The sequence below is a fragment of the Solibacillus palustris genome (genome assembly GCF_022549215.1).
Lineage (GTDB): Bacteria > Bacillota > Bacilli > Bacillales_A > Planococcaceae > Solibacillus > Solibacillus daqui.
Genome location: NZ_JAKZFC010000001.1, coordinates 691,810 through 704,846, shown reverse-complemented (window position 1 = coordinate 704,846; position 13,037 = coordinate 691,810). Strand labels below are relative to the sequence as shown.

Genomic DNA, 13,037 nt, shown 5'->3' with positions numbered 1-13,037 from the left:
TTCATTTCCTCCTCTTACACGTTCGCTACACGAACGCCTTGAACAAAAATGTTAACTGACTTAACGCTCATGCCTAATGTTTTATTTACTGTGTATTTTACTTTTGATTGAACTTGATATGCGATTTCTGAAATTTTCGTACCATAGCTTACAATAATATACATATCAATATGTAAGTCTTCACCTTCTTGGCGAATAAGTACACCTTTTGCAAAATTTTCTTTTCGTAAAATATCTGTTAAACCATCTCGAATTTGATGTTTTGAAGCCATGCCCACGATTCCGTAGCATTCGATTGCCGCTCCACCAGCAATTTGTGCAATTACATCGTTGGAAATATCAATATGGCCGAATTCATTATTTAATTCAACTGACATAGTGTATGCCCCCTTGGCTCTAGTTAACTAATCTACATTGTACTATACAAAAGTCGATTATAAAAGAAAACGTTCGTATTCGTCTAGTTTGAACTTGTTTTTCTGACAAAATCCGACGAGTGCAAAGTAACAAAATCTAAGTGAGTTACCTAAATTCCCCTAAAAAATTCAGTATGATTTTGCACAATTGAATTCGTTGCAGATATTTCATATAATAAGTCTCCATTGACGTTTAAGACATGCTATTAACTGCATGTACAGTCACTTCACTCTATTTTTACATCGAAAAAGTTATAAGCCTTTCAGCCAAAAATAGGTGTAAAGGTTTTTTTCTTGAAAGGTTGTGCAAAATGTCTTGCACTCATTCAGGAGGTATGTTAAATTATTATGGTATGTGAAATATCGAACTGAAATATAGATTTCAGATTCAGCTGTAAGGAGGAATTTTACAATGCCAAAACAATGCGTAATTACTGGCCGTAAAGCTCGTACAGGCAACAACCGTTCACACGCTATGAACGCTTCTAAACGTACTTGGGGTGCTAACCTTCAAAAAGTTCGTATCTTAGTTGACGGTAAGCCAAAACGTGTATGGGTTTCTGCTCGTGCTTTAAAATCAGGTAAAATCGAGCGCGTATAATCGCGTACGGAGCGTCAGCTTTTGCTGATGCTCTTTTTATTTTGAGATAATTTAAGCCACTTATTTTATAAGGGAAATTCACTTATAGTGGGCAGAATCAATGTTAATACGTCAATCAAATAATCATCCACAATATATAAATAATGATGTAATTCTCGGTTTTCAAAATCCGGAATAGATGAACTAGACTTCAATACCACTTCAAAAAAGTATCATCATATAAAAATGATGACAATAATCGCTCCTTTAATTCCGTTACATATTGCGCTATCAGCATTCCTATACCTGTCCTAATTTGCCCTTGAAGTATGTGATGTATGCGAATTGTATAATAATAAGTTTCATATTGTTTACAGCTGAACTGATCATGGTAGTTGTCACTAGCAAAAGTCCTTGTTAATTTCACATCAAATTCAATACTATCTAAATACATAGGCTTGTGAAACCGATCAAACACTAGTTCATTTAACAATTGCCATTTAACCAACTTTCCTGTTTCCCACACCCATAAAACATCAATGTATTTTTATAGCTTCCATTATAAATATTAGAAAAACGTTCCCACTCCACAAAAAAAAGCTACCGTCCGCCTATTAGCGAACGATAGCTACCCATCATTTTTCTTTCTTGTCTCGTCGAAACAGCTTTACACAGCCTCTTGCCATCCCACTAACCCATTTTGGTAATTGAAATGTATACACCTTCAAATTACTCCTCCTAGTCTCTACTCTTTATCATTAAACATATGCCGCCAAGAAAAGATATAGACCCTTCAGAAAGTATTTCATTACTTGTAAAGCGCGTTGTTCCTTGTTCAATGACTTCATCCGTCGTTTCGTATTTGACGCCACGTAACGTAACATTTACCAGCGTTTGACCATAGGCAAAAAACGATACATACGAATAATTTCCTTTTCGTAATACATGCTGCCCCGGCATTAAAAATTGAATTTCATTATAAGGATTGACGATTTTAAAAACGATATTTGGATGTTGCTGCTGTAAATGGTAGACAGAACGCAATACAGCCTCATAATGATCTAGACGGCCACCTGTAACACCTGTCAGCCAAATTTCTGTTGGAGCATAACCCAATGCCTTTTCAAGCGCTAAATCTGTATCTGTTTCATCCTTTTCAGCCTGAAATTGTTCAATATACTGTACCGCTTTCGAAATTCGCGCAAATTCCTCGGCAGATACCGAATCAAAATCACCGACAATAGCATTAGGAACAATTGCCTCATCCACTAAATATAAGGCCCCTCGATCGACACCAATCCATATATCAGGCTTTAAAGAAAAGGCGACCTCACTTAAGGGGCCGCCTGCGCAAATAGCTACAATCACTTAATTGCTGAAAGTCCTGCTTGTTTAATTTCTTGTAAAGCTTGTGCGCGATCTTCTTTTCCGTAAATTGCTGAGCCTGCTACGAAAATCGTTGCCCCCGCTTTCGCACAAGGTACGATTGTCTCTGCATTAATACCGCCATCAATTTCAATCTCGATATTTAAGCCGCGCTCTTTAACAATTTTCGATAATGCTTCTACTTTTGGTACAACCGACTCAATGAATTTTTGCCCGCCAAAACCTGGGTTTACCGTCATAAATAACACCATATCCACATCTTCTAACACATGTTGGATTGATTCAATCGGAGTATGTGGGTTTAACACAACACCTGGTTTTACGCCAAATGAGCGAATTAATTGAATCGTGCGATGGAGGTGTCGACACGCTTCCACATGAACAGTAATATAATCCGCGCCCGCTTTTGCGAACTGTTCAATATACTGGTCTGGATTTTCAATCATTAAATGCACGTCCATTGGCAATGTAGAAAGTGGACGAATCGCCTCTAATGCAATTGCTCCAAATGAAATATTCGGTACGAAATGGCCATCCATTACGTCGATATGAATCAGTTCTGCCCCTGCTGCTTCCACTTCTTTTACTTCTTGACCTAACTTTGCAAAATCTGCTGCTAAAATCGATGGTGCAATTTTAATCATGTTTAGTACCTCGGCTTTCGATCCATTATTTCTTGTAAAAATTGTTCATAATGCTCATAGCGATATGCACGGATTTCCCCAACTTCTACCGCTTGCTTGACTGCACACTTCGGCTCCTTCATATGTAAGCAACCCCGGAATTTGCAGTCCTCACTCGCACGTAAAAATTCTGGTAGGCATGCGGTTAACTCTTCTTTTTCGATTGTATCAAAATCAAACGAACTAAAGCCTGGCGTATCCGCAAGTAACCCGCCACACACTTCAATTAGCTCTACATGACGTGTTGTATGCTTACCACGCCCTAAGCTTTTTGAAATAATGCCTGTTTTTAAATCTAAATCCGGTAAAAGTGTATTCAGTAACGTGGACTTTCCTACGCCTGATTGACCTGCTAATACCGAGGTTTTATCTTTTAAAAATGGCTCTAGCTTCTCCATTAACGTCTCATCATCTTTAAATGTTTCGATAATTTCATAGCCAATTTCTTTATAATCGTTAATGTAGTGCTGTAAATTGGCACGCTCATCATTACTTAATAAATCCAGTTTGGTTAAAATGATGATCGGCTGTACACGGAATGACTCCAAGACCACTAAAAAACGGTCCAATAAAATCGTATTAAAATCAGGTTCTTTCGCTGAAAATACAAGCAATGCTTGATCAACATTGGCAATTGGTGGACGAACTAATGAGTTATGACGCTCTAAAATTTTATCAATCGAGCCATCTGATTCTCCATCATACGAATATTCAACAAAATCACCCACGAGTGGAGATTCTCCGCGATTACGGAAAATCCCACGTGCGCGACATTGAATTAATTCGCCTTCTTTTTCAACATAATAATAACCACTTAATGCTTTTCGAATTTGGGCTTGCGCCATCCAATTCCTCCTTACTCTTACTCAACGAGGTCTTCATACTTAATCGTTTTACTTTCAATGACATTATTATCACGTACAACTTGATAAGCTGCGGGTTCCCCTTCGACGATCGTTAATTGAAGTAGATACGTCGTAGATTCTTTAATCGTCATCGTTTTGATTGGTTCAACCATCGTACGTGTTTTATCTTGAACGAAAATTGAGACCGTTTGCTCTGCCCCTTCTTCTAAAGGCTCATACGGAATTTCGATTGTGCCTGTAAAGAGCTTTTCTCTTTTTGCTTTTGGTCCCTTTGAAATGACGACTTCAATCGTACTTCCTACTTCCACTGATTTACCTGCTTTTGGCTTTTGTTCAATTACAAGACCTACTGGCACTGTATTTGAATACCTTTCCTCGACAACTTTGATATTAAAGCCAGATGTACGTGCATATTCTTTACGGTCTGCAGCACTAAAGTTACTTAAGCTAATGACCGTTTGCAATTCTCTTCCTTTACTTACTTCCAGAACAACATCCGTTTCTTCAGCGATAATTTCAGTACCTGGTAACGGCGATTGCTTTACAATTTCACCTTCCAGTTCATCTGAATGAACTTCTTCAAAGTTAAAACTTTTATAGCCATTGCTAACAGGTTCTACTTGCGCTCTTTGTTTACCAACAAAATCAGGCATTTCAGATGACAATTTACCAATACTTACAAATAAATCAATTTCAGTACCCTTTACTTTTTCAAGCCCTGCACGTGGTGTTGACTCAATAATATGGCCTTTCTCAACTTCTTCGTTATTAAGCTCTTCTTGCTCTCCAACAACGAAGCCAGCTTTTTCAATTTCAGCAATGGCTTCATCTAGTGGCATATTCGTAACATCCGGCACTGGGTATTTTTTCGGTGTTAATACAACCGCGGCAGCTATCCCTACTATTACTAACATTGCGATAACCCCTATAAATATCGGCCATTTTTTCTTTTGCTTCTGTTTTACTTCCGGCTTGCTTGGTGGCGGTGGCGTTTTTTCTTTCAACTCCGTTTGCTTCGTCACATCCATAGAAGGCTTTTGCATTGGCGGTTGCTCTATTTTTGGATTTTTAATAATCGGAATGAGCTTCGTTGCATCGTTATCAACAGGTGGTGCAAATTTTGGTTCATTGACACGTTGTAAGGATAAACACGTATCTAATTCTGCTTCCATTTCTTCAGCATTTGCATATCGATGGTTGGCATCTTTTGAAGTTGCCTTTAATACGATATTTTCAACACTTTGTGGAATTGTCGCATCGAATTCACGCACAGAGGGTGTTTCCGATTGTAGATGCTTTAAAGCAATCGAGACTGCAGATTCTCCCGAAAACGGTAATTCACCTGTTAATAATTCGTATAACACAATACCTAGCGCATAAATATCAGACTTCATCGTAGCAAGCCCACCACGTGCTTGCTCCGGTGATAAGTAATGAACCGTGCCAATAACGGAGTTCGTTTGTGTATAGCTTGTTGCATTTAATGATGTTGCAATTCCAAAGTCCGTAATTTTTACGTTTCCAGCTTCGTCCATTAAAATGTTTTGCGGCTTAATATCGCGATGGATAATACCATGTTCATGTGCATGTGTCATCGCTGAAGTCAGTTGCTTCATAATGTGCACACTACGCGCAGATGATAAAGGCGAAAACTCTTGTATGTATTGTTTCAATGTTTTCCCTTTAATGTACTCCATGACGATATAATGCATATCTCCATCTTCACCAACATCATAAATACTTACAATATTTGGATGTGTCAAGCTTGTTGCAGACAATGCCTCACGTTGGAAACGACGATGCAATTCTTCTTCATTTGACAAGTCATATCGCAAAATTTTAATTGCTACATCACGATTTAAAATAATGTCATGTGCTAAATACACATTCGACATACCACCGCCGCCAATTAATTGCAAAATTTTATAACGGCCGCTAATATGTTTTCCTACTAGCATTGACTACACCTCCTGCTTTGTCGTCATTAAAATAAGGGAAATATTATCTTCTCCGCCACGATCATTGGCAAATTGAACAAACTTCCTACCTTTTTCTTGAATCGAAATGTTCATTTCTACTACTTCCACCATTTCTTCAGTTGTTAGCTTGTTGCTTAAACCATCTGAGCAAATGAGTAAATGAGAATCATCTGTTAAAGTAATTTCATAAAAATCAGGTTCAATAGAAACTTCTGTGCCTAATGCTTTTAAAATGAAGTTACGTTTCGGATGGATTTTCGCCTCTTCCTCACTAATTTCTCCATTTTCCAATAAAATATTTACGTATGAATGGTCACTTGTTACTAACTCTACGGATTCATTTGTAAAATGATATACGCGACTATCGCCGACATGACTAATGACACATTGCTGTTGATCAATTAATACGGCAATCATTGTCGTCCCCATCCCTTGGCAATTTTCATGCGTTAAGGAATATTGATAAATTTGCTGATTAATATGTGAAACCGCATCACGCAACCATTCTAATTGCGCTTGTTTCGTAGCTAGTTGTGAACTATCGACTAATTCGAAAAGCTGCTGCATTCCAGTAATCGTCATTTCACTCGCTACATCGCCTGCATTATGTCCACCCATGCCGTCTGCTAAAATCGCAAGCTTAAAACGATCGGGGCGCACAAAAAATGCTGCCCGATCTTCATTGATTGTTCGTTTTAACCCAATATCACTTTCCACTGTAAAGTTCACTATCGTCCACCTACTTTGTTTCTTGTGATCGTTCCTGTGCACGTAACTGGCCACAAGCTGCTGCGATATCCGCACCTTGCTCACGACGAATTGTTACGTTAATCCCTTGATCCTTTAACGTTTTTTCAAATGCAAAGATTTTACTACGTGATGTACGCACATAATCGCGTTCTGGCACGTAGTTGATTGGAATTAAGTTGACGTGACATTTAATATTTTTAATTAATTTTGCTAACTCTAACGCCACTTCTTCTGTATCGTTTTCACCAGACATTAAACCGTATTCAAATGTCACACGGCGACCAGTTTTCTTCGTGTAGTATTTTACTGCTTCCATCAGCTCTTCTAATTTATATGCTTTGGCAATCGGCATTAATTTTTGACGTGCCTCTTGGTTTGGTGCGTGTAATGATACCGCAAAGTTAATTTGCATGCCTTCATCAGCAAATTGATAAATTTTAGGTACAATTCCTGACGTTGATACCGTAATATGACGTGCACCGATATTTAAACCTTTGTCGTCGTTCATAATTTTCAAGAAATTCATCATCGCGTCGTAGTTATCGAATGGCTCACCGATACCCATAATTACGATTGAAGAGACACGTTCATTCGTTTCATCAAGCTGTTGCTGTACTTTGACAACTTGCTCTACGATTTCTCCTGCCATTAAGTGACGTTTTAATCCACCCAATGTAGAGGCACAGAATGTACAACCGATTCGGCAACCTACTTGCGTCGTAACACAAATGGAATTTCCGTATTCATGACGCATTAATACCGTTTCGATTGAATAGCCATCTTGTAGCTGGAATAAAAATTTAATTGTGCCGTCTTTTGATTCCTGTTTAATAATTGTTGAAAGTGTTGTTAACGCGAACTGTGCTTCTAGCTTTTCACGTAAGCCTTTTGATAGGTTTGACATTTCCTCAAACGTTTTGACACGCTTTTCATATAGCCACTCAAAAATTTGGCCAGCTCGGAATGCTTTTTCACCATTCTCTGTTAACCATTCCTTCATTTCATCTAGACGTAATGAGTAGATAGAAGGTTTTAATTGTGGTTTTTCTTTTTTCACACGGCGTACAGGTTGGTCTACTGCTTCTTCGACTAAATCCTGAATTCGTTCATCAAATTGTTTTAACTGTTCTTGCTCCATTAGTTTAATTGGACGCTCCTTTTTTTACGAATGCAGCAACAAAAAATCCGTCGCTGCCAATATCTTGAGGGAATACTTGTAGCATCCCGTCTTGTTGTTTCGCATCTAGTTGTGCTGGTAAATTTTCTAAAGCCACTGCCTGCATAGCAGGATGTGCTTGTAAGAAGGCTTGTACCGTACCTTCGTTTTCGCGACGATCCACTGTACAAGTTGAGTACACTAATCGTCCACCGTCTTTTAAAAGTTGAACGGCATTATCTAAAATCGCTAATTGGATTGTTTGTAAACTTTCTAAATCCTCTTCGCGCTTCGTATATTTAATGTCTGGTTTACGGCGCATAACCCCCAAGCCTGAGCATGGTGCATCGACTAAAATCGCATCATAGCCTTCTTTTTGTAAAAAGTTCGCCGCTTTTCGCCCATCAAGTGGTGCGGTTTCAACAATGTCTAACCCTAAGCGTGCCAGATTTTCTACGATTAAATCTAGTTTCTTCGGATGTAAATCGGTCGCTAAAATCGAGCCTTCGTTGTCCATAATTTCCGCTAAATGCGTTGTTTTCCCACCTGGTGCTGCACACATATCAAGAACTTTCATACCTGGCTGTGGATTTAGCACTGTTGCTGGTAACATCGAGCTTTCATCTTGAATCGTAATTAAACCATTACGAAATGCACCTGTACGTGCCGCTTGACCACTTTCAATATATAAACACTGTGGCATAAATTCGCTACGACGTGCTTTAATGCCTTCACGCTCCAGCGTAGTTATTACTTGGTCTACCGTTGCTTTTGTTGTATTGACACGCACCGTTTGTAATGGTGCAATATTGTTTTCTAGTAGCATTTCACGTGTATGTTCATAGCCATAGCTTTCTACCCAACGATCAACTAACCATTGTGGATGGCTCGTTTCGATGGCTAAACGCTCATTGGCATTTTCGATTAAATCTGTCGAACGTACACCTTCTCGTAAAATCGAACGTAAAATACCGTTGACCATTGACGCAATTCCTTTATGACCACGACGTTTTGCGATTTCTACCGCTTCATTTACTGCGGCGTGTGCTGGAATACGTGTTAAATAATGCATTTGGTATAGTGACATGCGTAGTAACCAACGTACCCAAATATCCACTTTCCCACGAATAAACGGCTCTAAATAATAATCAAGTGTATACTTATGTTGTAACGTACCATACGTTAATTCTGTCAATAATCCACGGTCTTTGGCGTCAATTTTATACTTTTCAATCGTTTGGTGTAATAGTAAATTGCTGTATGCTTGGCTTTTATCGACCGTGAGGAGTATCGTTAATGCTGCATCACGTACATTTCCATCCCAAATGACTTGCTTTTTCTTACTCATTGAAAACGGTCCCCAATCTGTAATTTCGAGCCCGTACCACGTAAATATTCTTCTACTGTCATACGTTTTTTACCTGCTGGCTGTACATCGTATAATGCTAATGTTGTGCCGTCGCCTGTTGCTACTTCGAAATATTCTTTTGCAATTTTCACTACTTCACCCGGTATAGCATTTGCCTGAGTTTCGCCTGGCTTTGCCCACCAAATTTTGAAGTTTGCATCCTCGAATGTTGTATAAGCAACTGGCCATGGATGTAATCCGCGCACTTGATTATATAATGTGCTTGCATCTTTGTTCCAATCAATTAGCTCCTGCTCGCGACTAATATTACTTGCATATGTTACAGATGCCTCATCCTGAACCGTGCGCTCATTTGTACCATCAATAATTGACGGCAATGTGTCCTTTAATAACTCACGGCCAACATCACTTAATTTGTCGAACATACCACCTGTGTGGTCTGTATCTTCAATCACAATGTCGCGTTGTGAAATAATGTCGCCTGCATCTAACTTTTCAGCCATATACATAATGGTTACACCTGTTTTTACTTGACCATCGATAATCGCTTGGTGAATTGGCGCACCACCACGATAAGCTGGTAATAAAGAAGCATGTACATTTATGCAACCTAAGCGTGGTGCATCAAGTAATTCTTTCGGTAAAATTTGACCGAATGCCGCCGTTACTACCAAATCGGGATTTAACGCAAGTATTTGCTGTAATTCCTCCGAGCCTCGTAATTTTTCAGGCTGAATAACTGGTAAACCTAGTGCTAACGCTTCTTCCTTTACTGGAGGTGGAGTTAACACTTTTTTACGTCCTACTGGGCGGTCAGGCTGTGTAACAACAGCTAATACATCATAACCTTCCTCATGCAGCATGCGTAAAATCGGCGCTGAGAACGCTGGAGTTCCCATGAAAACGATTTTTGTCATCAATTATTCCTCCTCAGCGTCAGCGTATAGCTCTTCTAACTCTTCTTCTGTTAATACACGTGTCATTTTAGAATCAAACAATACGCCATCTAAATGATCGATTTCATGTAAAATACAACGCGCTTCGAAATCTTCTGCTTCTAATTCGTAAATACGTCCTTCACGGTCAGCCGCTTCGATTTTCACATAAGTCGGGCGTTTTACCATTCCAAATAAATCAGGGAAGCTTAAACAACCCTCTACATCTTCTTCTTCTCCACGAGTTTCAATGATAACTGGGTTAATCATTTCTAAAATGTCTTCACCTAGCTCAACAATTGCAACGCGTAAGCTAACGTTAATTTGTGGTGCTGCAATACCAACGCCGTCATGCTCAACCATCGTTTCATATAAATCATCTAATAATTCAATGATTTTTTCATCAATTACTTCTACTTCTTTTGTTTGTGCGTTTAATACATCTGCCGGATTTTTAATAACTTCTTTAATTGCCATAACCTCTTACCTCTTTCTATATGCATTAGATCATCTGAGGATCTAAATCAACCGTTAACACAATGCCCTTTTTAATCCATTCCGAACGATACAACTTAATGAGCTGTAATAACGTAGGAATTAAATTAGGTTCTACTTTATATTTTATCAAACATTGATAACGATATCTATTTTGGAGACGAGCGATACTTGCCGTCGTTGGTCCAATGACCGAAACTTGAAACGATAAATTTGAGCGTAAATACTCAGCAACACGGCCCGCATACTCTGCTGCCATCACAACATCCTCATGCGAAACTTGCACAAGTGCTAAAAAATAATATGGTGGATAGCCCGCCATATGACGCACTTGCATTTCTTGCTCATAAAACGGCGTGTACAGTTGTTCTTTTGATAATTCAATAGCATAATGCTCAGGTGTATACGTTTGAATAAATACTTCTCCGGGCTTTTCGTGGCGCCCTGCACGTCCACTTACTTGCGTCATCAGCTGAAATGTCTTTTCTGCTGCACGATAATCCGGTAAATGCAAGCTTGTATCGGCACTTAACACACCAACTAATGTAATATTCGGAAAATCTAGTCCTTTAGCAATCATTTGGGTGCCAAGTAAAATGTCTGCCTCCCCACGTCCAAACGCATCGAGCATTTTTTCATGCGATCCTTTTTGCTTCGTCGTATCTACGTCCATTCGTAGTACTTGTGCCTGTGGAAAAAGCTTAAAAATTTCTTCCTCCACTTTTTGCGTACCTGTTCCAAAATAGCGAATGTTTTCACTTTGACATTCAGGGCATGTTTGTGGGATGTATTCCTCATGTCCACAATAATGACATTTTAGCTTTTCTTGATAGCGATGGTACGTTAGTGAAATATCGCAGTTTGGACATTGCACGCTGGTTCCACAATCTCGGCAAAGTATAAAAGAGGAATAGCCGCGGCGGTTTAAAAACAATACTGTTTGCTCACCGCGCTCAAGTCTTTCTCTTAACGCTTCCGTTAACGGTTCCGAAAACATCGAACGATTGCCCGCTTGTAATTGCTCACGCATATCGACAATATGAACAGTTGGTAATGCTTGTTTCTTCGCACGATTTTGCAGTGTTAATAGTGTATACACACCTTTTTTGGCACGTGCAAATGATTCTAATGCAGGTGTTGCACTCCCTAAAATGACTGGACAATTGTAATAATTCCCGCGCCAAATCGCAACATCTCGAGCATGATAGCGCGGAGAATCTTCTTGTTTATATGTGGATTCGTGCTCTTCATCTAAAATGATAAGCCCTAAATTTTTAAACGGTGCAAAAATCGCAGAACGAGCTCCGACTACAACTTTTACTTTTCCTTGCTGTACTTTGCGCCATTCATCGTATTTTTCACCAACCGACAAGCCACTATGCATTACTGCAACTTCATCACCAAAACGGGACTTAAAGCGCTCGGTCATTTGCGGTGTTAATGAAATTTCAGGCACAAGTACAATCGCTTCTTTACCATCTGCAATTGCACGCTGAATCGCTTGTAAATAAATTTCGGTTTTCCCACTCCCCGTAACCCCATGCAGTAAAAAAGTTTCTTGACGTACATCATCCATTGCTTGTTTAATTTTCGTCAATGCTTCGTGCTGCTCATCTGTTAATTGTAAAAAGTCTGTGTGAACAATCTCTTTCTTATATGGATCGCGATACACTTCTTCTTGAAAATAATTAGCTGCACCCTTTTCAATTACGCCCTTTAAAACTGCAGTCGATACATTTACCGTTTCACAAATCACATTTGGCATTAAAATGGCGCCAGCATAAGGCTTCATCCATTCGATAAGCGCGAGTTGTTTCGCTGAACGCTTGCCGATTTGTTGTTGAACAATTTCTAACTGTTCAATGGCAGCAATTTGCACTTTACGCACTTGCTTTATTTGCCCTTTTTGCTTTACTTCGTTTTCAATCACGACAATTCCGTCATTTACCGCACGTTTTAAAGGCTTTAATAAATCAGCCTTTTCTAGTTGTGTAATATTTACTTTTGTTGTTTTATCAAAATACGGCTGTAATTGTGGCACTAATTGTGTGACCTCACCTTGTAATAGCGCATATTTTTCATAATTAGCGCGTAACGCACCTGGTAGCATCACTTGTAAGGCATCAATTTCATAGCAAATTGTTTGATGCTTTAGCCATTTTGCTAACTCAAGCATTTCAGGGGTTAAAATTGATTCAATGTCCAGCACTTGTGCTACTGCCTTCATTTTTTCAACAGGTACATCCGATTGCTCCGAAATACCGACAACAAAACCGAGCACATTTCGCGGTCCAAATGGTACTTTCACACGACAACCAATATCGATCAATTCTTCCCACTCTGTTGTAATAACGTAATCAAACGGACGATCTACCGGATAGGCCGATACATCGACAATGACTTGCGCAAACTTCATTGCCCA

General features: G+C 39.2%; 13 protein-coding genes. 1 reads left to right on the top strand and 12 read right to left on the bottom strand.

Annotation, left to right across the window (positions count from 1 at the left end):
* Nucleotides 1-14: 14 nt before the first annotated feature.
* Entirely contained in the window at nt 15-377 is a 363-nt protein-coding gene (locus LZ480_RS03240) for an Asp23/Gls24 family envelope stress response protein (protein ID WP_241367942.1), read from the bottom strand.
* A 451-nt stretch (nt 378-828) separates the two neighbouring features.
* Between LZ480_RS03240 and rpmB the strand changes: the two genes are divergently transcribed.
* On the top strand, nt 829-1,017 hold the full coding sequence (gene rpmB, locus LZ480_RS03235; RefSeq protein ID WP_049668398.1) for a 50S ribosomal protein L28: 189 nt from the start codon (nt 829-831) through the stop codon (nt 1,015-1,017).
* A gap of 614 nt (nt 1,018-1,631) precedes the next feature.
* Here the strand turns inward: rpmB and spoVM are convergent.
* Genes spoVM through priA form a run of 11 tightly spaced genes read right to left on the bottom strand, consistent with a single transcriptional unit; the run spans nt 1,632 to nt 13,031 of the window.
* On the bottom strand, nt 1,632-1,724 hold the full coding sequence (gene spoVM, locus LZ480_RS03230; RefSeq protein WP_241368672.1) for a stage V sporulation protein SpoVM: 93 nt from the start codon (nt 1,722-1,724) through the stop codon (nt 1,632-1,634).
* A 10-nt stretch (nt 1,725-1,734) separates the two neighbouring features.
* Nucleotides 1,735-2,364, bottom strand: coding sequence for a thiamine diphosphokinase (locus tag LZ480_RS03225; protein WP_241367941.1), 630 nt, complete (start codon nt 2,362-2,364; stop codon nt 1,735-1,737).
* Nucleotides 2,361-3,026 (bottom strand): ribulose-phosphate 3-epimerase, encoded by a 666-nt coding sequence (gene rpe, locus LZ480_RS03220; RefSeq protein ID WP_241367940.1) that lies wholly within the window; start codon nt 3,024-3,026, stop codon nt 2,361-2,363. Before rpe ends, LZ480_RS03225 begins: the two co-directional genes overlap by 4 nt.
* A 2-nt stretch (nt 3,027-3,028) precedes the next feature.
* The gene (gene rsgA, locus LZ480_RS03215) at nt 3,029-3,910 is read right to left on the bottom strand and encodes a ribosome small subunit-dependent GTPase A (RefSeq protein WP_241367939.1); all 882 of its coding nucleotides are present in this window, start codon (nt 3,908-3,910) and stop codon (nt 3,029-3,031) included.
* Nucleotides 3,911-3,927: 17 nt separating this feature from the next.
* A complete protein-coding gene (pknB, locus tag LZ480_RS03210; RefSeq protein ID WP_241367938.1) occupies nt 3,928-5,889 on the bottom strand; it encodes a Stk1 family PASTA domain-containing Ser/Thr kinase in 1,962 nt (653 codons plus the stop codon).
* A gap of 3 nt (nt 5,890-5,892) precedes the next feature.
* Nucleotides 5,893-6,639, bottom strand: a complete 747-nt coding sequence (locus LZ480_RS03205; RefSeq protein ID WP_241367937.1) for a Stp1/IreP family PP2C-type Ser/Thr phosphatase — start codon at nt 6,637-6,639, stop codon at nt 5,893-5,895.
* Between the two features lie 10 nt (nt 6,640-6,649).
* On the bottom strand, nt 6,650-7,798 hold the full coding sequence (gene rlmN, locus LZ480_RS03200; protein WP_241367936.1) for a 23S rRNA (adenine(2503)-C(2))-methyltransferase RlmN: 1,149 nt from the start codon (nt 7,796-7,798) through the stop codon (nt 6,650-6,652).
* 4 nt (nt 7,799-7,802) lie between these two features.
* Nucleotides 7,803-9,164, bottom strand: a complete 1,362-nt coding sequence (gene rsmB, locus LZ480_RS03195) for a 16S rRNA (cytosine(967)-C(5))-methyltransferase RsmB (protein ID WP_241367935.1) — start codon at nt 9,162-9,164, stop codon at nt 7,803-7,805.
* Nucleotides 9,161-10,102 (bottom strand): methionyl-tRNA formyltransferase, encoded by a 942-nt coding sequence (gene fmt / locus LZ480_RS03190; RefSeq protein WP_241367934.1) that lies wholly within the window; start codon nt 10,100-10,102, stop codon nt 9,161-9,163. Before fmt ends, rsmB begins: the two co-directional genes overlap by 4 nt.
* A 3-nt stretch (nt 10,103-10,105) precedes the next feature.
* On the bottom strand, nt 10,106-10,597 hold the full coding sequence (def, locus tag LZ480_RS03185; protein WP_241367933.1) for a peptide deformylase: 492 nt from the start codon (nt 10,595-10,597) through the stop codon (nt 10,106-10,108).
* A gap of 25 nt (nt 10,598-10,622) precedes the next feature.
* Entirely contained in the window at nt 10,623-13,031 is a 2,409-nt protein-coding gene (gene priA / locus LZ480_RS03180; RefSeq protein ID WP_241367932.1) for a primosomal protein N', read from the bottom strand.
* Between the last annotated feature and the right edge of the window lie 6 nt (nt 13,032-13,037).